The 18,833-nt window shown below is 60.7% G+C and carries 19 protein-coding genes, 1 tRNA gene and 1 pseudogene; 4 read left to right on the top strand and 17 right to left on the bottom strand.

Annotation, left to right across the window (positions count from 1 at the left end; genetic code table 11):
- The first annotated feature begins 155 nt into the window (after window positions 1-155).
- Window positions 156-659 (top strand): DUF4142 domain-containing protein, encoded by a 504-nt coding sequence (locus BLO80_RS25905; protein ID WP_092332761.1) that lies wholly within the window; start codon window positions 156-158, stop codon window positions 657-659.
- Window positions 660-738: 79 nt separating this feature from the next.
- Window positions 739-1,647 (top strand): SDR family oxidoreductase, encoded by a 909-nt coding sequence (locus BLO80_RS25900; protein WP_092332759.1) that lies wholly within the window; start codon window positions 739-741, stop codon window positions 1,645-1,647.
- Window positions 1,648-1,695: 48 nt separating this feature from the next.
- Here the strand turns inward: BLO80_RS25900 and BLO80_RS25895 are convergent, their stop codons facing one another.
- The gene (locus tag BLO80_RS25895; RefSeq protein ID WP_025212333.1) at window positions 1,696-2,100 is read right to left on the bottom strand and encodes a low affinity iron permease family protein; all 405 of its coding nucleotides are present in this window, start codon (window positions 2,098-2,100) and stop codon (window positions 1,696-1,698) included.
- Window positions 2,101-2,276: 176 nt separating this feature from the next.
- Between BLO80_RS25895 and BLO80_RS30015 the strand changes: the two genes are divergently transcribed.
- Window positions 2,277-2,423: a hypothetical protein gene (locus BLO80_RS30015; RefSeq protein WP_170847647.1), complete on the top strand. Its 147-nt coding sequence runs from the start codon at window positions 2,277-2,279 to the stop codon at window positions 2,421-2,423.
- A 132-nt stretch (window positions 2,424-2,555) separates the two neighbouring features.
- Here the strand turns inward: BLO80_RS30015 and BLO80_RS25890 are convergent, their stop codons facing one another.
- The 4 genes from BLO80_RS25890 to BLO80_RS25875 form a co-directional block, all read right to left on the bottom strand.
- Window positions 2,556-2,966, bottom strand: a complete 411-nt coding sequence (locus BLO80_RS25890) for a type II toxin-antitoxin system HicB family antitoxin (protein ID WP_092148680.1) — start codon at window positions 2,964-2,966, stop codon at window positions 2,556-2,558.
- 470 nt (window positions 2,967-3,436) lie between these two features.
- Window positions 3,437-3,796: a helix-turn-helix domain-containing protein gene (locus BLO80_RS25885; protein ID WP_092332755.1), complete on the bottom strand. Its 360-nt coding sequence runs from the start codon at window positions 3,794-3,796 to the stop codon at window positions 3,437-3,439.
- A complete protein-coding gene (locus tag BLO80_RS25880; RefSeq protein WP_092332753.1) occupies window positions 3,796-4,098 on the bottom strand; it encodes a type II toxin-antitoxin system HigB family toxin in 303 nt (100 codons plus the stop codon). Before BLO80_RS25880 ends, BLO80_RS25885 begins: the two co-directional genes overlap by 1 nt.
- 299 nt (window positions 4,099-4,397) lie before the next feature.
- The gene (locus BLO80_RS25875; protein ID WP_092332751.1) at window positions 4,398-5,027 is read right to left on the bottom strand and encodes a LysE family translocator; all 630 of its coding nucleotides are present in this window, start codon (window positions 5,025-5,027) and stop codon (window positions 4,398-4,400) included.
- 144 nt (window positions 5,028-5,171) lie between these two features.
- Here BLO80_RS25875 and BLO80_RS25870 point away from each other — a divergent pair, with 144 nt between their 5' ends.
- Window positions 5,172-5,648, top strand: coding sequence for an Lrp/AsnC family transcriptional regulator (locus tag BLO80_RS25870; protein ID WP_092148668.1), 477 nt, complete (start codon window positions 5,172-5,174; stop codon window positions 5,646-5,648).
- A gap of 112 nt (window positions 5,649-5,760) precedes the next feature.
- Here BLO80_RS25870 and BLO80_RS25865 read toward each other — a convergent pair whose 3' ends face one another.
- From BLO80_RS25865 to BLO80_RS25805, 12 genes and pseudogenes are all read right to left on the bottom strand, one after another.
- Entirely contained in the window at window positions 5,761-6,063 is a 303-nt protein-coding gene (locus tag BLO80_RS25865; protein WP_092332749.1) for a DUF3077 domain-containing protein, read from the bottom strand.
- 715 nt (window positions 6,064-6,778) lie between these two features.
- A tRNA-Gly gene (locus BLO80_RS25860) sits at window positions 6,779-6,852 on the bottom strand.
- A gap of 164 nt (window positions 6,853-7,016) precedes the next feature.
- Window positions 7,017-7,901 carry an alpha/beta fold hydrolase gene (locus tag BLO80_RS25855; protein ID WP_092332747.1) on the bottom strand — a complete coding sequence of 295 codons (885 nt, stop codon included), beginning with the start codon at window positions 7,899-7,901 and terminating at the stop codon, window positions 7,017-7,019.
- Window positions 7,902-8,211: 310 nt separating this feature from the next.
- Complete coding sequence (locus BLO80_RS25850) at window positions 8,212-8,904, bottom strand: pseudouridine synthase (protein ID WP_092332745.1); 693 nt, start codon at window positions 8,902-8,904, stop codon at window positions 8,212-8,214.
- Between the two features lie 35 nt (window positions 8,905-8,939).
- Window positions 8,940-9,158 carry a cysteine-rich CWC family protein gene (locus BLO80_RS25845; RefSeq protein WP_092332743.1) on the bottom strand — a complete coding sequence of 73 codons (219 nt, stop codon included), beginning with the start codon at window positions 9,156-9,158 and terminating at the stop codon, window positions 8,940-8,942.
- Window positions 9,151-9,768 (bottom strand): annotated as a pseudogene (locus BLO80_RS25840) (GGDEF domain-containing protein); the annotation flags it as partial. The gene BLO80_RS25845 and the pseudogene BLO80_RS25840, both read right to left, overlap by 8 nt.
- Before the next feature lie 309 nt (window positions 9,769-10,077).
- Window positions 10,078-11,856, bottom strand: coding sequence for an allophanate hydrolase (gene atzF / locus BLO80_RS25835; protein ID WP_092332741.1), 1,779 nt, complete (start codon window positions 11,854-11,856; stop codon window positions 10,078-10,080).
- 22 nt (window positions 11,857-11,878) lie between these two features.
- A complete protein-coding gene (uca, locus tag BLO80_RS25830) occupies window positions 11,879-15,520 on the bottom strand; it encodes an urea carboxylase (RefSeq protein ID WP_092332739.1) in 3,642 nt (1,213 codons plus the stop codon).
- Between the two features lie 309 nt (window positions 15,521-15,829).
- The gene (locus BLO80_RS25820) at window positions 15,830-16,471 is read right to left on the bottom strand and encodes an urea amidolyase associated protein UAAP2 (protein ID WP_042732480.1); all 642 of its coding nucleotides are present in this window, start codon (window positions 16,469-16,471) and stop codon (window positions 15,830-15,832) included.
- Between the two features lie 11 nt (window positions 16,472-16,482).
- Complete coding sequence (locus BLO80_RS25815; protein WP_092332735.1) at window positions 16,483-17,208, bottom strand: urea amidolyase associated protein UAAP1; 726 nt, start codon at window positions 17,206-17,208, stop codon at window positions 16,483-16,485.
- Between the two features lie 13 nt (window positions 17,209-17,221).
- Window positions 17,222-18,010, bottom strand: a complete 789-nt coding sequence (locus BLO80_RS25810; protein ID WP_092332733.1) for an ABC transporter ATP-binding protein — start codon at window positions 18,008-18,010, stop codon at window positions 17,222-17,224.
- Complete coding sequence (locus tag BLO80_RS25805; protein ID WP_092332731.1) at window positions 18,007-18,822, bottom strand: ABC transporter permease; 816 nt, start codon at window positions 18,820-18,822, stop codon at window positions 18,007-18,009. The genes BLO80_RS25810 and BLO80_RS25805 overlap by 4 nt, the downstream gene beginning before the upstream one ends.
- Window positions 18,823-18,833: the final 11 nt, after the last annotated feature.

The raw sequence follows: 18,833 nt of genomic DNA, 5'->3' as shown, positions 1-18,833 counted from the left end.
AAAGTGGGAGAACCACCATCACGACCGTCGATAGAAACCCGTCGAAAGCCGAAATTGGCCGAAAGCCGGGTCGGACGTCTCGCTGAACATTCATGGCTGGTTCTGATTCAACGGTGGATAACCCACCAGAACTTTTATCAGAGGAGGGCGCGACCATGAGCCGTATGGCCAGCTTTTTTCGCACCACCAGTCTCGTCGTGCTGATGGGCCTGGGTGCCAACAGTGCCTGGGCCCAATCGCCTGCCGAATTCATTGACGATGCTTCCGCCAAGGGCATGGCCGACATCGAGACAAGTCGCATGGCCCACGCAAAAGCCGAATCCAGGGAGGTCAAGGACTACACCATTATGGTGATCAACGACCGCACCACTGCCAATCAACATCTGGCGAAGATCGCTAAGAAGCTCGACTTGCCTGTCGCTCCCCGGGAAGAAGTGGCCGACAAGGCCAAGGCCTTGATGCCACAGGTCACGGAAGGCGAGTCGTTCGAAGCGGCGTATGCCGCCAGCCAGGTCAAGGCTACCGAGGAGGCCATCGCGCAGATTCAGCAGCAGGCCCAGACCACCGAAGTGCCAGAGATCAAGGCCTTCGCTGACGAAACCCTGCCCAAGTTGCAGACCCATCTCGAGATGGCCAAGGCACTGCAGGCCAGCCGTTGATCTGCCGCATTTGCTTTTACATTCAGGACCGGGGCGTCAGCGTCCCGGCTGATTTTGCCCGCCGAAAAGGAGAACCTCGATGTCCACACGCCGAGAACCCAACCAATACGCGATGCAGAACCCACTGACCCAGTATCCGCGCCCACCCTTTCCCGACCAGCCGCAGTCGCCGCCGGGTATTGACCAGGATATGGTGCCCAAGCCCGATCATGGTGAAAAAAGTTACCAGGGCTTCGGGCGCCTGGAAGGACGCAAGGCCCTGGTCACCGGCGGTGACTCAGGCATCGGTCGTGCCGCCGCCATCGCCTATGCCCGCGAGGGCGCGGATGTCGCGATCAACTACTTGCCCAGCGAAGAGCGGGATGCTCGACAAGTCATCGAATTGATCGAAGCCGAAGGCCGCAAGGCGATTGCGATTCCCGGCGACCTCAAGGACGAAACCTTTTGTGTGCAATTGGTGAGCAGTGCTCATGAGCAATTGGGCGGCCTGGATATTGTGGTGAACGTTGCCGGTAAGCAGGAAGCGCAAAAAGACATCGCCGACATCACCACTGCGCAATTCGACGACACCATGAAAACCAACATCTATGCGATGTTCTGGATCTGCAAGGCAGCGGTGCCGCTGATGCCGGCGGGGGCGACCATCATCAACACCGCATCGATCCAATCCTACGACCCGTCTGCGACCCTGTTGGATTACGCCACCACCAAAGCGGCAATCGTGGCGTTTACCAAGGCACTGGCCGGGCAGGTCATCAGCAAAGGTATCCGCGTCAATGCGGTGGCACCAGGGCCGATCTGGACCGTGCTGCAACCGAGCGGCGGTCAGCCTCGGGAAAAGATTCCTACCTTCGGCTCCCAGGTGCCGATGAAACGCCCAGGCCAACCGGCCGAATGCGCGCCGCTCTATGTATTGCTGGCATCCCAGGAGTCGAGCTACATCACTGGGGAAGTGTTTGGCGTGACGGGCGGTAATCCGCTGCCCTGATGATTTGCCGAACCGCGCGAGTGGGCATGTCACCCACTCGCACATCTCTCAGCACTGGTTCAGGTCGATTTTGCTTTTCGCTTCCAGGCCTTCAAGGCTTTTGACCTCGTCGTTGCCCATGGCTTGGTAGTGCTTCCTCAGCGCCTCCAGTTGCTTGAGGTCCAGCGATTCGAGTCCAAGCATCGCGTTCTGTGCCTCTTTGGTCGCTCGCAACAACTCATCGATTTTTAGATGCAGGATGTCCGTATCGCGGTTCTGCGTATTCTGGATCAGGAACACCATGAGGAAAGTGATGATGGTGGTCGAGGTGTTGATGATCAATTGCCAGGTGTCGTTGAAACCGAAGAAAGGTCCGCTGGCTGCCCACAGGGCCAACAACACGATGGCCCCCAGGAATGTCTTGGGGCTCCCCGCCCAGAGGGCCAGTTTTTGCGCGATTTTTGCGAACGTCATTGCCGTGTTTCCTTATTGGATGCATCTGTCTGGTGTGACAGCAACGAGGCGGTGAAAATTCTACTTACATTTCAGCCGCCAGCATCCGTCGACGTTCATCGTCCGGCACGATGACAGTCGCAACCATTGCCGTTCTCGCAGGTCACTGCTGAAAGCCCTCGGCATCGGAGTACATCATGAATATCGCCCGCACTTTTTGCCTTGCCTGCTGCTTGTTCGTCCTGCAAGGCTGTTTCGACAACTCGGATAACGAGACCAAGGACAACACCGACGGCACCAAGTCTTCGGTGCAGATGCAGGAGTCCGGGGCGGAGAAAAAATAGACGGTCCGCAGCCATCGCAGGGGTGACTGCCAAACCCCTGTGGGAGCGAGCTTGCTCGCGATGGCGCCCTGTCAGCCAACATGGATGCTGCTGATCTGACGCCATCGCGAGCAAGCTCGCTCCCACAAACGTTCACCGCCCTTGCTGCAATACCTTGAGAGCGGCAGAAGCGAGGAACCCTGACCGGCTCTTCTCTTCAGGATGGTGCAACACATATTCATCAATGCGATTGAGCAGATAACCGGGCAACGTGATGTTGAGCTTCTGCGCCTTGCCCAGGTACTTGGTGACATCAATGTCCACCAGCGCCCAGGTGCAGCCGGCATATTTTGGATTGGCCGCATGCAGGGTGACGGTGTTGGCCGGCGGAATCGCCGAACCGTCCTCGGCCAGAATCTCGAAGTGCCCCTCAATGGCCTCGCGTGCCATCGCCATGGCCTCGTCCAGGTCGTCGCCTGCGGAAAAACACCCTGGAATATCCGGCACTTCAACACCCCAGGCGTGTTTGTCATCGCCCATGGAAATCGCAATCGGGTAAAGCATATTCATCGTCCTCCGGGAACGCAGGGCAACGGGCCGGCTGGAGCAGCGCCTGTTGCAAGATACTGATGGCCGTTTCTTGAGCAGGTCCTTCTTCGGATGAGGAACCGTGACCAATCCCGGTTTGGTCGGGTGCTTGAAGTGATGGTGACTGCCCCGAACCCGCACCCGATACCAACCGTCCGCAATGAGCTGGCTTATCAAAAATCGGCTATTCACAACACCTCCGTGTGGTGTGCATGGTGGGTACTATACCTACTGAAATTTAATGATCAACACCATAACCACCGGGATGACACTAGCGGGTGGGTGAGCTGATTGCACCGAAGTGTAGAGGCCGCGCCCGGCAAGGACTGCGGGGAGACGTAGTGAGTTATTTCAGGATGTGATGAGGGTGGTGATGACTAAAACGAGCACATAAAAAACCGGTCACGATGGACCGGCTTGATAGGATTGGTCGATGCCGTCACGTATTAGGCAACGTCCGCCAAAAGGCTCTCGTAAGGGATTCGCAATCCATCGTGAAGGCGTTTAATCATCGCCAGACTCAGTTTGCGTTTGCGGTTCAGCACTTCAGATACACGCCCGCTCGAACCGAGGAACGGTTCCAAGTCGCGCGCGGTCAAGCCTTGCTGGTCCATCCGGAATTTGATGGCCTCAATTGGGTCGGAAGGCGGCATTGCATAGTGCTCGTCCTCATATTTTTCGATTAGCAAGGCAAGGATTTCCAGCTCATCACCTTCAGCCGAACCGACGTCAGCACCCCAGAGTTGCTCGATGCGCGCAAAGGCTGCATTCAAGTCGTCTTGGCTGCGAATGGGTTTGATGTTCATCATACGGTCTCCGCATTAATTTGGTCGTACTGGGCATGGGTTCCGACAAACCGGACAAAACCGAGCTGGCGCTGATAGTCGATCGCCAGAATGATTCGGTATTTGTTACCGCCAATGTTGAATACAACCCTGCTGCTTTTGAGAATGCTGGCTGTTCCGAGTTCTGCCTTAATCTCTTGAGGCGTGTGATAGGTTGCTTTCTCCATGTGTCGATACCATTCAACCAGTGGAATCTGAGAGTCGGCATAAGCCGGATTACTTTCCCAAAATTCCCGCAAGGTACCTCTCGCAATAATCCGCACCCATTATCTCCCGTTTTGGGAGGAGTCTAGTCTGAGCATCCCACCATTGCAAATGGTGCTTAATGGGAACGGAGTTGAGGGGGCTGAAAAGTCCGCTCGACCCCTAGCACCCCATGCTAGTGCGCTATTCCCGATGGTGAAGAAGTACATCAGAAGACGCCTGGTTCGATTTACTGACATTTGGAATGTGATGGCGACAGATGATGCCACGTGGCGAGGGAGCTTGCTCCCGCTGGGCTGCGTAGCAGCCCCCGGTTTGCTTCGCTCCAGATCCTGTCCGATCAGCTTATCCACAGGCATTAGGCCTGCTGCACAAACGTCAGCCGCACCGCAAACCCAATCAAAAGACTCCCAAACAACCACTGCTGCACGCGCTGGGCCGAAGGGGAGCGTTGAAGCCAGCGCCCAAGCGCGACACCTACCAGTGCATAGGCGCTATCAAACAACAAACCCACGCTGACCAACACCACGCCCAGGGTCGCAAACTGCCCCAGCACCGGTCCGCCCTGTGGATCAATAAACTGCGGCAACAACACCGAGCAAAACAACAATGCCTTCGGGTTGAGCAAATTGGTTAGCAGCCCACGCCGAATCGCCTGATACCAACGCCGCTTTCCAGCCTCGATACCGGCGCCTTCAAAATTCGGCAACAACGTGGTCCGCAGGCATTGAAAACCGATCCATAACAGATAGGCAGCCCCGGCCAGGCGCACCGCATCAAAGGTCCAGGGCGCAGTCTTGAACAATGCCGAAAGCCCCAATGCAGCCAGCGCGACATGACATCCCCGGGCGACGCCCAGGCCCACCGCCGTCGCCAGCGCCGCGCCCCTGCCCTGACGGGCACCGGTTTGCAGCAGCAGAATCATGTCCGGCCCAGGCAGCACATACACCACCATCAAGGCCATCAGGAACAACCAGAGCTCTGCCATGCCACATCCCCTTCATCGACGATTCGGTCGTATCAGTCTAGGGCCGAGGGGCAGGGCAGGTGGTTGCGAAGTCAGCTTCTAAAGCTCTGGAAATTGGCATAACCTGCCATGTACTCGTGTTATTCCATCGGAAAATGCCAATTCATGAAACTGGATGCCTTCGACCGCAAAATCCTCGCCGCGCTGCAACGTGACGGTCGGCTGAGTAATGTGCAGCTGGCCGAAGAAATTGGCCTGTCCCCCTCACCCTGCCTGCGCCGCGTGCGGATGCTCGAAGACGCCGGTGTGATTCGTGGTTATCAAGCCATTCTGGATCGCGACGAAGTGGGCCTCGGGCTGACGATCTTTGTCGGCGTCAAGGTCGAGCGGCACAACGACGAACAAGCCGAAGCGTTTCGCCAGGCGGTCACGGCATTGCCGGAGGTGATCTCGGCGTTCCTGGTCTCAGGCGAATCGGATTTCCTGTTGCAAGTGGTGGTGCCGGACCTGCGGGCCTACGACCGATTCCTCACCGGGCGGCTGCTGAAGTTGCCGGGGGTGAGTGACATCCGGAGCAACTTTGCGATTCATACGGTGAAGACGCCGGGAGCGTTGCCGCTGGGGCATTTGCCTGGGGGCTGAGCAACACAAGTAGGCAGCCAAGATACAAAAAAGCCCCGCTGCGAAAAACGCCGGGGCTTTTTGGTTTGTCGTTAGGTGGGAGTCTTGCGGCTCCCATTCTCAAACGTACGGTCTATCTATGTTTCTCGGCTTTTTTTCTAACTTCAACTTCCGATCTAGGCGCGATGACTTTCACAACGTCATCAATCACCGCCTTGCTCATCTCCAACAAAAAATGCGCAGCCCAGGCGTAGCGGTCGGTGCTCTTCTCAAACGCCGCGTCTTCGGCGAGTCGGTGAGCCAGATGCAAAAGGTCCGATGCCCGTTCCAATGCCTCTTGGATAGGGACGCCGCCGTTGACACGGAACAGTGCTCGATCAGCGGAATAGTTGAAGGGGGTGTAGCCGATGGTTTTGAGCGTCGTATCTTCGTTCATGGCCTGCCTCCGTTGATGACGAGGCAGTGAGGCCGAGAGTTGAACAAATGATTGAAAAGCGAGTTGCTGTGCATGTCTAGCTCCTTGACGTCTGGAGCTGCCACTTTCGTTCCAAGCGAATGGGTGGCAGCTGTGCGCAGGTTGGAAACCGGGAGTCAAGGAAACCGGCACGCCCAAAGGCGTCCCACGCACAGCCGCCAAAAACACAAGTTTACAGGCGTAAAACTACCTCTGCACTTGTGAAGGCGTGCGGTTTCGTGACTCACGGGTTTCCAAGCCCGATCGCTGATTTGCAGCGACGTCTGGAGAGTAGCCATCGAAGAACAAGGGCAACAAGGCGAAAACTCGCCGAAAAGCAAAGTAAGCGCACCCCCTACGCAGTTTTCGGATTCTGCCTACAAATCTTCCGGGCCATGCGATATGTGGCGAGGGAGCTTGCTCCCGCTGGGCTGCGCAGCAGCCCCCCTCTCGTGAGCGCTTCGCACTCAAGCGGGAGCAAGCTCCCTCGCCACGGGACTCATTTTTCTCATTACTATGTCCGTGGAAATGGGGACGTATTTATTTTTGACGTATGACGTAGACGGCAAGCCATCTATCTACGCTCGGAGATCACCTCACACTTTCCCGAATATCAGCCATAAAAAAACCGGCCACCATGGGCCGGTTTTTTAATCCCCCCGTCAAAAAACATACGACAGGGGGATCAGAATTCGATTGGAGCGGGTGAAGGGAATCGAACCCTCGTTATCAGCTTGGGAAGCTGGAGTAATGCCATTATACGACACCCGCTCAGAGCGGCTGACTTTGTACCAGATGTGGCCACGGATTTGAAGTTTTTCTTTATGTACGGCGAGGTCACTCGTCTACGCAAGGCTCAAACCAGAGCGGTCGTTCGCGGGCAAGCCCCCATTTGCCAAAAGCGCAGGGTGGGGCTTGCTCGCGAGGACTCGGTTTCAGATAGCCAGTGCATGGTAGCCCTGCACGTAGTTGTAGCGCGGTCGGCTTTCGTGGTGTTCCGGTGTGAGGAAACCCAGCAAGGCGTTGCGGCTGTCGCGGCAGGCGGCTTTGTGTTCCATGTCCAGGAAGTGCCCGGTGGCTTGCAATGTGCTGAAGCTGCTGTGCTGCACATGCTCGGCAAAAAGCTTAGCGTCAGCGGCTGCGGTGTACTCGTCCCATTCGCCGTTCAGGAACAGCACCGGCACGTTGATTTTTTTCGCCGCGTTCACGTAGCACAACCGGTCGCTGTGGAGCACATCGCTGATATGAAAATGCATCTGCCCGTACTCATGCTCGGCCAAGCTGCTGACGTGGCGATAGTTGAAGCGCTTGAACAACGGCGGCAAGTGCTTGCCGATGGTGCTGTTGACCAAATGCCCGACACGGTCGCCGTCCAGGCTGCCCAGATAATCCACACCGCGTTCCAGGTAGTCGCGCATCGGCGCATTGAGCACCGGTGAGAACGAGCTGATCACCGCTTTTTCGATGCGCCTTGGCCGATGGGCCAGGGCGCTCAACGTGGCGGCGCCGCCCCAGGAAAACGACAGCACGTGCTCGGCGGCGAAGTGGTCGATCAGCTCCAGGAGGATCTGCCCTTCGATCTCCTTCGTCAGCATTTTCTCGTGACGATTGTGAGCCTTGGACTTGCCCGCGTAGGGTTGGTCGTACAGCACGACATTGAATTGCGGGTAGAGGTTTTTGGCGGTCTGTGCAAACGACGCGGTGGTGGCCATCGATCCGTTGACCAGGATAATGGTCTTTTGTGCGGCGTCTGCGCGATAGAACTCCGTGTAAACCCGATACTGACCCTGTATATCCAGCACAGCGATTTCTGGCCTCATGTCATAAGACTCCTGGCAAGCGGGTATGCGCGCAATGAGATTGCACGGGCAATGTGACAGGTAGGCATACGCCTGGAAGATAAGGCCCATGTCGATCCAAGGAAGACGGTCGACGGGTGTTGTTATGGCGGGCAGTTTGCCGGGCGGATAAGGCGGAACCTGAGGGTTCCCGCCGGCAAAAAGTTTCTTGGAAGTATGTGGTGACTCATCGGTCACATTTCGGCCGACGGTTTGATTCAAGCAGGGGGGCGACCGTTGCGCAAGTACCTGTCGGAAAATTGTTCGACACTTCTGCCCGACGGTCATCGACTCAGATCAGGCTGACTTCCTCAGGCGTCAAGGCGCGGTACTGACCGGGCTCGAGGTTGGCGTCCAGCAGCAGTGGCCCCATGCATTCACGGTGCAGGCGCAGCACCTTGTTGTCGAAGTGGCCGAACATGCGTTTGACTTGGTGGTAGCGCCCTTCAACGATGCTCAAGCGCGCCGATTTTTCCCCCAGCAGCGTCAGTTCTGCCGGCTGGGTGGTGAGGTCTTCGAAGGCGAAATACAGGCCTTGGGCGAAGGTGTCGGCGTATTCGGCCGTGATGGCTCGCTCGGTTTCGACGTAGTAGACCTTGGGCAGCTTGGTCTGCGGTTGGGTCAGGCGCCGCGACCAGCTACCGTCATTGGTGATCAGCATTAGCCCGGTGGTGTTGAAATCCAGGCGCCCGGCGATGTGCAGGTCGTCCTTGTCCGGTTCGTCCAGCCAGTCGAGCACGGTGGGGTGTTGCGGGTCGCGAGTGGCACTGACGCAGCCGGCCGGCTTGTGCAGCATGAAGTAGCGCGCCGATCGGCCGGCTTGCAGCACTTCGTCGTCGACTTCGACGCGGCTGAACTCACGTACCGCTGCATGGGGATCGTTGACGGTCTGGCCGTCGATCCGCACCCGGCGTTCCACCAGCAACAGGCGCACTTGTTGGCGATTGAATCGCGGCAGATTGCTGAGGAAACGGTCGACGCGCATGGGCAGTTCAGGCAGGGCAGCGGAGGGTGGGCATCTTACGCGATCGGCTGGGGCTTGGCGCGCAACTGGGCTTGGACCTGGGCGCAGCGTGGGCACAGGCAGGACTGATCGCGCAGTTCGGTCGGCAATGCTTCAAGCACCGCCGGGTCGATGCTCACGCCATAACACCAGCAGGCCCGGTCGGCGGTTCGTGGGTCGGCCAGGGTGCAGTCGTTGATGCCGCCGCAGGCCGGGCAAAGGTCGGGTTTATTCATAACTGGAGTGAGGCATGTCCACGCAGGTTCGGTTGCGCCCGGTCTGCCGGGCGCGTTGCAACGCATGATCGGTCCGCGACAGCAAGCTGTGCAAGGTGTCTTTGTCCTGCAAGGTGGTGAGGCCGAGGCTGACGGTGACCAGCAATTGTTTACCACTGCAGAAATAGCGCTGCTTTTCGATGTGCTGACGAATTTTCTCCGCGATTTTCAGACCGGTCTGTCCGTCGGTGTCCTTGAGCAGGACGACAAAGGCTTCGGCGCTCCAGCGACAGACGATGTCCGAATGCCGCAGGCTCTCGGTCAGGCTGCGGGCGAACCCGGTCAACAGTTGATCGGTGGCGATATGACCGTGAGCGGTGTCCAGCCGCTTGAAGTCGTCCAATTCCACCAGCAGCGCCGTCAAGGGCCTGGGCTCGCGCTGGGCTTCGTGCAGGGCTTGCACGGCCAGCAGGTCGAAACCACGGCGGTTCGGCAGCTCGGTCAGGCTGTCGAGGGTGGCCTGGGCGTCGATGCGTTGCTGGTAGTTGTTGATCAGCCGATAAAGAATGGCCAGGACCGCCAGCGTCACGAGCAGGCCGACCAGCAGGTTCACGTACAGCGTCTTGAGAATGTGATCGCGTATCGAGGTATGGGCTGCGTAATAGCCCAACAATGAAATGATCAGGAAGCTTGTACCAAGCAACGCCACCACGACCAGCAGCGGCTTGCGCTGGGAATACAACGGCGAACGAAGCGACATGGCGATTCCCTTGGCTAGGACCCAATGGAGTCAGTTTAGTGGCCTTGTGGGAAAAGACAGTCGAATTTGCAGGTTTGTAGGACCGTGGCGAGGGAGCTTGCTCCCGCTGGGCCGAGAAGCGGCCCCAAAGCGTCTGCTTCGCAGCCGAACGGGAGCAAGCTCCCTCGCCACCCATCAGCGCTATTTCAGACTCTGTAAATAAGCCCGCCATCCCCCCAGATGACTGATGTCCCGTGCGCCTTCCAGGCCATACGACTCACAGATGAATCCGCTCTCCCAGCGCCCATCGGCCAGTTGCACCTTGCCCAGCCCCAACGGTGCGGGAATGCCCGTCAGGAACGAGCCCAGTTCACTGCTCGGCAGCTCCCAGACTTCGACCTCGATCGCCACGCCGCCTTCATGAACCCGAACCATGCCGGGTCGCAAGGGTGGGCCCCCGGCCAAGGCATGGAGGCGGTAGTCCGGCGAGCTTTGGGTGGCCTCGATCAGCCGGGCACCGCGTTGCTTGAGCTGCCAGTTCAGTGCCAACCCGTCCAGGTGTGCGCCGCACACGACCAGCCGCGCCCGGTCGTGGCGCGCCGGGTGGGCGGGCACGGGCAAGGTCTTGTCCTGTTGACGTTGCAAGGCATCGGCCAGGCTCAGGAGGTATTGATCGGTGAACGCTCGACCGAACAGCGTCACGCCCCAGGGCAAACCGTTGGCCATGAACGCGCTGGGCACGGCGACGGCGGCGTAGTCCAGCAGGTTCATGAAATTGGTGTAGTAACCCAGTTCCGAGTTGCGTAGCACCGGTTCGGCGGCCAGTTCGGCGAGGGTCACTGGCCGGCCGATGGTCGGTGTGAGTACGCAGTCAAGCGCGTCCATGTCCCGGTCGCATTGGGCTTTGAGCGCTTGCAAACGGTAGCGGGCGCGGAAGGTTTGTACGCCATCTACCGTAGGCGCTTTCGCCAGTACGGCACGGATGACGGGCAGCACGGCGTCGGGTTCGCGCTCTATCAATGGGCCGGCGACGCTGTAGCGTTCGGCCACCCACGGGCCTTCATAAAGCAGCCGTGCGGCCTCCAGGAACGGCGACAGGTCCAGCTCCACGGCTTCGCCGCCCAGACGTTCAAGTCGCTCGATGGCATTCAGAAACAGGTGCGGACCTTCAGAACAGCCGAAAAACGCCAGGTCCTGCTGGCGCGGTACGCCGAAGCGAAAGCGCCGAGGCGCGCCGAACGCAGAGCCGTCGTTCCACTGCGGGTTGTGGCGGCTGTAGTCGTCACGAGGGTCTGGACGGGCCGTCAGCGCCAATAGCTGGCTGGCTTCCTTGGCCGTCGCCGTGAAGGTCGTGACGCAGTCCAGTGTTCGACAAGCCGGGACCACGCCCGCCGTGGAGATCAACCCCAGGGTGGCTTTCAATCCCACCAGGTTGTTCAGCGCGGCTGGCACCCGGCCGGAGCCGGCGGTATCGGTGCCCAAGGCAAAACTTGCCACGCCCAGGGCCACGGCCAGCGACGAGCCGGCGCTCGAACCACCGGCCGGATAGTCGGGCAACACGCTGTTGCGGCAGGCGCCGTAGGGCGAGCGGGTGCCATTGAGCCCGGTGGCGAACTGGTCGAGGTTAGTCTTGCCCAGGGGGATCGCGCCCAGTGCCAGCAACTGCTCGACGATGGTCGCCGAGCGTGGCGGCACATAGGCAAACGCCGGGCAGGCTGCGGTGGTCGGAATGCCGGCCAGGTCGATGTTGTCCTTGATGGCAAAAGGTACGCCGTACAAGGGCAGGCTCTCCAGGTCGCGGCCTTCCAACGCGGCCAGGTAGGGCTCCAGTTCCTCGACTGTCAGCAGGTGGATGAACAGGTGATAGTCCGGGTTCAGCGCCGCGGCTTTTTCCCGCAGGTCCAACAGCAATTTGCGAGGCGTCAGTTCGCCGCTGCGGTAGGCATTGCGCAGGTCGTCCAAGCGAAGCGAAAGGTTCATGGTGTTAATCCTTTGATTGAGTTCAGTCACGTTCCAGCACCACGACGCGCTGTCCGGCGCGCACCGCCGAACCGGCCTGGACGCGCACCTCGCGCACCACGCCGGCCGAGGGCGCAAGCACCGGGATTTCCATCTTCATCGACTCCAGGATGACCAGCACATCACCGGCGGCCACCCGCGTGCCAACGTCGACCTGCACTTGCCAGAGGTTGCCAGCGATGTGGCTGTCGACGCTCAGTTGACCGTCAGTCAACTGCGCATCTTCGCTTGGCGCGATGGCCGGTTCTTCACTGTCGAAGTGCGCCTGGCCACTGGCGATCCAACGCTCGCGCTCGGCCTCGAAGGCGCCTTGTTGCTGTTGTCGGAACGCGGCGATGCTGTCGGCTTCCTGCACCAGGAAACGCTGATAGTCGGCGAGGTTGAGCTGGCTGTGCTCGATCTTCAGGTCGAAGCGGCCCAGGGGGAATTCGCGGCGGATGTGCAGCAACTCATCGGCGCTGACCGGGTAGAAGCGGATCTGATCGAAGAACCGCAGCAACCAGGGCTTGCCGTCGAATGCGGCGACATCCCGATAACGATTCCACATCTGCAACGTGCGCCCGACGAACTGATAGCCGCCAGGCCCTTCCATGCCGTACACGCACATGTAGGCACCGCCGATGCCCACCGAGTTTTCCGCGGTCCAGGTGCGGGCCGGGTTGTACTTGGTGGTCACCAGTCGATGCCGTGGATCAAGCGGTGTGGCGACCGGTGCGCCGAGGTAGACGTCCCCCAGGCCCATTACCAAGTAGCTGGCGTCAAACACCGTGCGTTGTACCGCGTCGAGGTTGGGCAGGTCGTTGATGCGTCGAATGAACTCCAGGTTGCTCGGGCACCAGGGCGCGTCCTTGCGCACGGTGGTCATGTATTTCTCGATGGCGAGTTGGCAAGCCGGATCGTCCCAGGACAGTGGCAGGTGGACGATGCGCGACGGCACTTGCAGGTCCTGCGCGGCGCACACGGCGTCCCACTCGCCGGCGACGATGCTCAGTAGATCGGCCAGGGGCAATTGTTCGGGTTGATAGTGCACTTGCAGCGAGCGAATGCCCGGCGTCAGGTCGATCACACCGTGCAATTGTTTGTGTTCCAAAGCCTGCATCAAGGCATGGGCGCGAAAGCGCAGCACCAGGTCCAGTTCGGGGGCGCCGATTTCCAGCAGCAGGTGGGTGTCGCCGGCTAATCTCGCCACCATCCGGGTGTCGTCCTGGCCGATATCCAATACCACAGGCGACACGATCCCCTGTGGGAGCGAGCTTGCTCGCGATAGCGGCGGGACATCCAGAATCGATGGGACTGACAGATCGCTATCGCGAGCAAGCTCGCTCCCACACTGATCCCATTTCAGGGCCAGTGAGCGGGCGGTCGATATATCCACCGGCACGAATCGCACCTTGTCCCCGGCCTTGAGTTGCCCCAACTGCCAGAGATCCGCTTCGATCACCGTCACCGGGCAGACGAAACCGCCCAGGCTCGGGCCGTCGGGGCCGAGGATGACGGGCATGTCGCCGGTGAAGTCCACGGCACCGATGGCGTAGGGGTTGTCATGGATGTTGGAAGGATGCAGCCCGGCCTCGCCACCGTCGGCGCGTACCCATTCAGGTTTTGGCCCGATCAGTCGGACGCCGGTGCGGCTGGAGTTGAAGTGCACTTCCCAGGCGGTGTCGAAGAACGTCTGGATGTAGCGCTCGGTGAAATATTCGGGCGCACCGTGGGGGCCGTAGATCACACGGATCTGGCGCACGCTTGGCAATTCGAGGATCGGCGCGCTGGTTGGCGGCATTGTCGTGTGCTTATCCAGCGGCGCCAGATGCAACACATCGCCGGTACACAACGCCCGTCCGCCATGGCCGCCGAACTGACCGAGGGTGAAGGTGCTTTTGCTACCCAGGTAATCCGGCACTTGTACGCCACCCTGCAAGCACAGGTAGCTGCGCGCCCCGGCACCGGAAATGTTGCCGATGGCGAGGGTGGCACCGGCAGCGATCGACAATGGGGTGTTCATCGGGACGGCTTCACCGTCGAGCGCGAGGGCAATCACCGCACCGGTCACCGCCACCCGGGCATCGCAGTTGAAACGCAGCAGCGGCCCGTTCATGGTGATTTCCAATGCCGCCGCACCTTCTTCATTGCCCAGCAGGCGATTGCCCAGGCGCAACGAACGGCTGTCCATCGGTCCTGACGGCGGCACCCCCACCGCCCAATAACCCAGGCGGCCGGGATAGTCCTGGACGCTGGTCTGGGTGCCGGGGCTGAGCACTTCAACGGTGTGGGCACGGTAGACCAACGCGTCCAGGCAGCGGGTCCAGGGCTGGCCGTTGGCAAACGGTGCATCGAGGAGAATCTGTTGCAGGTAGTCGCGATTGGTTTCGACGCCGTACAGCAGGCTTTCGTCCAGCGCTTGGTGCAAGCCCAGTCGGGCCTGTCCGCGGGTTGGCGCCCAGCGGATGACCTTGGCGATCATCGGGTCGAAATAGGGCGGGATCTGGCAACCGGCCTCGACCCAGGTGTCGATGCGCAACTGTTTGCCGTCGGCCTCGGGGAATTTCACGGCGGTCAAAAGCCCAGGGCTTGGCTGGAAGTCCCGGCCTGGATCCTCGGCATACAAGCGGGCCTGGATCGCATGGCCCTCGGCTTTTAAACCCACGCTCAACTCGTTCAGTGGCGGGAGGTCTCCGGCCGCCAGTTGCACCATCCAGCGCACCAGGTCCACGCCCCACACCTGTTCGGTGACACCGTGCTCCACTTGCAGGCGGGTGTTCACTTCCAGAAAGTAAAAGCGCCCGGCGTCGCTGTCGAACACGAATTCCACGGTGCCAGCGCTGCGGTAATTCACGGCCTGGGCCAGTTGGATCGCCGCTGCGCAGAGTTCGTCAGCCATGCCGTCGGGCAGGTTGGGGGCCGGGGTTTCCTCGAGGACTTTCTGGTTGCGCCGCTGCACCGAACAGTCGCGCACGCCCAGGGCGATCACCTGGCCCTGGCCGTCGCCGAACACCTGTACTTCCAGATGCCGCGCACGTTCGATGTACTTCTCGATGAACACCCCGGCGTCGCTGAAGTTGTTCTGGCCCAGGCGCTTGACCGCTTCGAAGGATTCGCTCAGCTCGGCGGCGCTGCGGCACACGCGCATGCCGATGCCGCCACCGCCGGCGGTACTTTTGAGCATCACCGGATAACCGATCCGGGTGCCGGCCAACAGTGCGGCGTCGAGGCTGTCCAGCAGTTCGGTGCCTTCGAGCAGGGGCACGCCGTGCTGCCGCGCCAGGTCGCGGGCGGTGTGCTTGAGACCGAACACGCGCAGTTGTTGTGGCGTCGGACCAATGAAGGCGACACCGGCCGCTTCGCAGGCTTCGGCGAAGGATGCGTTTTCCGAGAGAAAACCGTAGCCGGGATGAATCGCCGTCGCGCCGCTGCTTTTGGCGATCGCCAGGAGCTTGTCCACCGCCAGATACGTATTGGCCGCCGCGCCTTCGCCCAGGCTGTAGGCTTCGTCGGCTTGCAAGATATGCAGGCTGGCGGCGTCGGCTTGGGAATACACCGCGACGCCTTGGACCTTCAGTTCGCCCAGGGTCCGCAGGATGCGGCAAGCGATGGCGCCACGGTTGGCGATGAGGATTTTTTCGAACATGGCATTGCCCCCTCAGGCATGAGTGCTGCCTGAACTGGGATGCGGGCCGTCCCGCAGTTGTCGATGGCCGCCGGGGTCGTCCCAGGTGGCGAAATAATCAAGTTCAAAGCACCATTGATACCTGTGGGAGCGGGCTTGCTCGCGAAGACATCGGCACATCCGACATCGCCGCCAACTGACCCACCGCTTTCGCGAGCAAGCCCGCTCCCACAGGGCATTTAGGGTGTTCATGAATCTGTGTTTATTTGATGCACTGCCCCGACCGGCTCTGGCACAGCATGAACAGCCAGCGACGCAGGCGGGTGAGTTTCAGTTCCATATCAAAAGCTCCGCAGGCGTGGGGTTGTAGGCGTTGCACGGGTTATTCAGTTGCGGGCAGTTGGAGATCAACACGATCACATCCATCTCGGCTCGCAGGTCGACGTATTTGCCTGGCGCCGAGATCCCGTCTTCGAAGGTCAGGCCACCGTCGGCGGTGACCGGCACGTTCATGAAGAAGTTGATGTTCGGCCCGATATCGCCTTTGCCCAGGCGACCGTCGTGGGCGCAGGCTCGCAGGTAATTGTCACGGCAGCTGTGCATGTAGCGTTTTTCCAGGGCGTAGCGCACGGTGTTGCTTTCCTGGGCGCAGGCGCCGCCGAGGGTGTCGTGGCGTCCACAGGTGTCTTCGACGATGGTCAGCATCGGGTGGCCGAGGTTGGAATACAGCACGCTGCCGGTGCTCAGGTAAACGCTGTTTTGCCGGCGCAGGGTGCGCTGCACGTCGTAGCGTTCCTTGGGGTTGGCCAGGCTGTAGAACAGCGTATCGACCGCCTGGTTGCCTTCCAGGTCGAGGATGCGCAGGGTCTGGCCGGCCTTGACCTCCACCAGCCAGGGTTCCCCGGCGGGAATCGTGGCACGGTAGACGGCGGTATCGGGTTGCTTGTGTGCGGTGGCGATGGCGAGTGACATGGCAGCGATCCTCAGGCGAACAGGCGGTCGGTGTTGATGAAGCCGCGCTGGTTTTCCGGGCGCGAAAGGCGGCAGCGCTCGGCGACGCTGGCGTCGGCATTCATCCAGCTGAGCTTGATCGGTTGCGGGGCGTATTGCGGGTTAGGGTCCATCGGGTGTTGCAGCGCGGTCAGCACCACCAGGGTGTCCATCGGCGCGTACAGCTCGATGTAGTCGCCGGTCAGGGAGTTGCCCTCGACGAAGTGAAAATTTCCCGCCTCATCGACATCGACCCGGCTGAACAGGTTGAGGGTCATCAGCAGGTCGGACAGCCCCAGGCCCCATTTGCCCAGCTCCACCAACAGGTTGTCGGTGCCGTTGCGAAAGAAGCCGTTGCGCAGTTCCTGGTAGCGGCCCTGACCATATTTTTGCGCGACTTCCTCGGCGCAGAGCACGCCGCCCAGGCTGTCGCTCCAGCCGCAGGTGTCGGCGGTGATGGCCGCCAGCACCCGGCCCATGTCCGAGTAGAGGCAGTGGCCGGCGGTGAGCTTGGCGGTGTGTTGGCATTTGAGGCTGTCGGGCAGGTTCAAGCGTTCGGTTTTCTCGTTGGCATTGAGTAGCGTCAGGCTCACGTTGGCCCCGCCGCGCAGATCGGTCAGGCGCAGCAGCTGGCCGCGCTTGAGTACGAACGAACGGTGGCCGCCGCCGGGCAACAGTTCTTCGGCGAAGGGTGTAAACAAGCGGGTCGAGTCGGGCATGGAAAAACTCCTTTCAAGCGATACGCAAGGTGCCGGCCAGTTCGGCGGGCAGGGCGTCGACGGCGGCACGGGCGGTGCGGCGGTCGCTGTTCAATGGAATGTCGTAGGTGATGCGTGCGCCATAGGCGCCAGGGGCGTGGGGATCGACACGGACTTTGTCGAATACCAGCAGGCGGGTGCCGAGGCTGAAACCTTCGGACAGGTCATGGGTGACCATGAACACGGTCAGTCGGGTTTCGCGCCACAGCTCCAGCAACAAGGTGTGCATGTCCTTGCGAATGCCCGGGTCGAGGGCACCGAAGGGTTCGTCCAGCAACAGGACACGTGGCTTCATGATCAGTGCCTGGGCGATGGCCAGTCGCTGTTGCATGCCCCCGGACAGTTGCGCCGGGTATTTATCCTGCCCATGGCCGAGTCCGACCTTGTCCAGCAAGTGTGCGGCCTCTTCCCGGGCCTGACGCTTGGCGCTGCCGAACAGACGGCCCAGCAGCGGCGAGCGCGGCAGTTCCAGGCCCAGGGCCACATTGTCCAGCACGGTCAGGTGCGGGAACACCGAGTAACGCTGGAACACCACGCCCCGGCTGGCATCCGGCTCGCCGGCCAAGGGTTCGCCATCCAGGAGAATCTGTCCGCGACTGGCGCGTTCCTGGCCCAGCAGCAAGCGCAGGAAGGTCGACTTGCCGCAACCCGACGCCCCCACCAAGGTGCAGAACTCACCCTCGGCGACGCTCAGGTTCAAGCGCTCGAGCACCACCTGGTCGCCGTACTGTTGCCAGACGTTGTTCACGTTTATGAAACTCATACCTTCGCCCCCTCATACCAGGGGAACGCTTGGCGGGTCAGGCGCTTGAGGCCCCAGTCCATCAGCCAGGCGAGCAGGGTGATCCACACCACGTAGGGCAGAATCACGTCCATCGCCAGGTAACGGCGCACGAGGAAAATCCGATAGCCCAGCCCGTCGGTGGAGGCGATGGCTTCGGCGGCGATCAGAAACAGCCAGGCCGAACCGAGCATCAGTCGCAGGGAAATCAACAGGCGCGGCAGTAATTGCGGCAGCACCACCCGCAGCATCAGGGTCCAGGTCGAAGCGCCGAGGGTCTGGGCCTTGATCAGCAGCTCGGTGGGAATTTCCCGGGCGCGCTGTTCCAGGTCCCGGGCCAGGCACGGTGTGATGCCAATCACGATCAGCATCACTTTCGACAACTCTCCCAGGCCGAAGACGATGAACAGGATCGGCAGGATAGCCAGCGGCGGCACCATCGACACCACGGTGAGCAGCGGCGATAACGGCGCGCCCAATAGCGGCAACGTGCCGGCGGCAATGCCCAGGCACAGCCCGGCCAGGGCACTGATGCCCAAGCCGATGACCAACCGGCGCAGGCTTGAGGCGGTGTCTTGCCAGAGCAGGTATTCGCCGCTGCGGGCGTCAGCGGTAAAGGCCAGGCGCTTGACCGCATCGGCCATTTGCACGGCGCTGGGCAGCAGTTTATCGTTGGGGTTGTCCGTCAACCGTTCGGCAGAGCCCGTGAAGTAGGCGAACAACACCAGCGCGAAGGGCAGGATCACCAGCAACAAGCGGCTGGGACGATCCGGGTAGCGGTTGATCAGGCGCATGCCAGGTCCTC

It is taken from the genome of Pseudomonas sp. NFACC56-3 (assembly GCF_900100025.1).
In the GTDB taxonomy this organism is placed as follows: Bacteria; Pseudomonadota; Gammaproteobacteria; order Pseudomonadales; family Pseudomonadaceae; genus Aquipseudomonas; species Aquipseudomonas fluorescens_AA.
This window is presented reverse-complemented; position numbering and strand designations above follow the sequence as displayed.

What these genes read in the sequence shown, in the direction of transcription:
- atzF (WP_092332741.1), bottom strand. Translation starts at nt 11,856, where the DNA reads ATGAACCTTTCGCTTCGCTTGGACGACCTGCGCAATGCCTACCGCAGC.
- BLO80_RS25805 (WP_092332731.1), bottom strand. Translation starts at nt 18,822, where the DNA reads ATGCGCCTGATCAACCGCTACCCGGATCGTCCCAGCCGCTTGTTGCTG.
- BLO80_RS25820 (WP_042732480.1), bottom strand. Translation starts at nt 16,471, where the DNA reads ATGTCACTCGCCATCGCCACCGCACACAAGCAACCCGATACCGCCGTC.
- BLO80_RS30015 (WP_170847647.1), top strand. Translation starts at nt 2,277, where the DNA reads ATGAATATCGCCCGCACTTTTTGCCTTGCCTGCTGCTTGTTCGTCCTG.
- BLO80_RS25900 (WP_092332759.1), top strand. Translation starts at nt 739, where the DNA reads ATGTCCACACGCCGAGAACCCAACCAATACGCGATGCAGAACCCACTG.
- BLO80_RS25895 (WP_025212333.1), bottom strand. Translation starts at nt 2,100, where the DNA reads ATGACGTTCGCAAAAATCGCGCAAAAACTGGCCCTCTGGGCGGGGAGC.
- BLO80_RS25810 (WP_092332733.1), bottom strand. Translation starts at nt 18,010, where the DNA reads ATGAGTTTCATAAACGTGAACAACGTCTGGCAACAGTACGGCGACCAG.
- BLO80_RS25875 (WP_092332751.1), bottom strand. Translation starts at nt 5,027, where the DNA reads ATGGCAGAGCTCTGGTTGTTCCTGATGGCCTTGATGGTGGTGTATGTG.
- BLO80_RS25850 (WP_092332745.1), bottom strand. Translation starts at nt 8,904, where the DNA reads ATGCGCGTCGACCGTTTCCTCAGCAATCTGCCGCGATTCAATCGCCAA.
- BLO80_RS25905 (WP_092332761.1), top strand. Translation starts at nt 156, where the DNA reads ATGAGCCGTATGGCCAGCTTTTTTCGCACCACCAGTCTCGTCGTGCTG.
- BLO80_RS25870 (WP_092148668.1), top strand. Translation starts at nt 5,172, where the DNA reads ATGAAACTGGATGCCTTCGACCGCAAAATCCTCGCCGCGCTGCAACGT.
- BLO80_RS25845 (WP_092332743.1), bottom strand. Translation starts at nt 9,158, where the DNA reads ATGAATAAACCCGACCTTTGCCCGGCCTGCGGCGGCATCAACGACTGC.
- BLO80_RS25815 (WP_092332735.1), bottom strand. Translation starts at nt 17,208, where the DNA reads ATGCCCGACTCGACCCGCTTGTTTACACCCTTCGCCGAAGAACTGTTG.
- BLO80_RS25865 (WP_092332749.1), bottom strand. Translation starts at nt 6,063, where the DNA reads ATGAACGAAGATACGACGCTCAAAACCATCGGCTACACCCCCTTCAAC.
- BLO80_RS25855 (WP_092332747.1), bottom strand. Translation starts at nt 7,901, where the DNA reads ATGAGGCCAGAAATCGCTGTGCTGGATATACAGGGTCAGTATCGGGTT.
- BLO80_RS25890 (WP_092148680.1), bottom strand. Translation starts at nt 2,966, where the DNA reads ATGCTTTACCCGATTGCGATTTCCATGGGCGATGACAAACACGCCTGG.
- uca (WP_092332739.1), bottom strand. Translation starts at nt 15,520, where the DNA reads ATGTTCGAAAAAATCCTCATCGCCAACCGTGGCGCCATCGCTTGCCGC.
- BLO80_RS25885 (WP_092332755.1), bottom strand. Translation starts at nt 3,796, where the DNA reads ATGAACATCAAACCCATTCGCAGCCAAGACGACTTGAATGCAGCCTTT.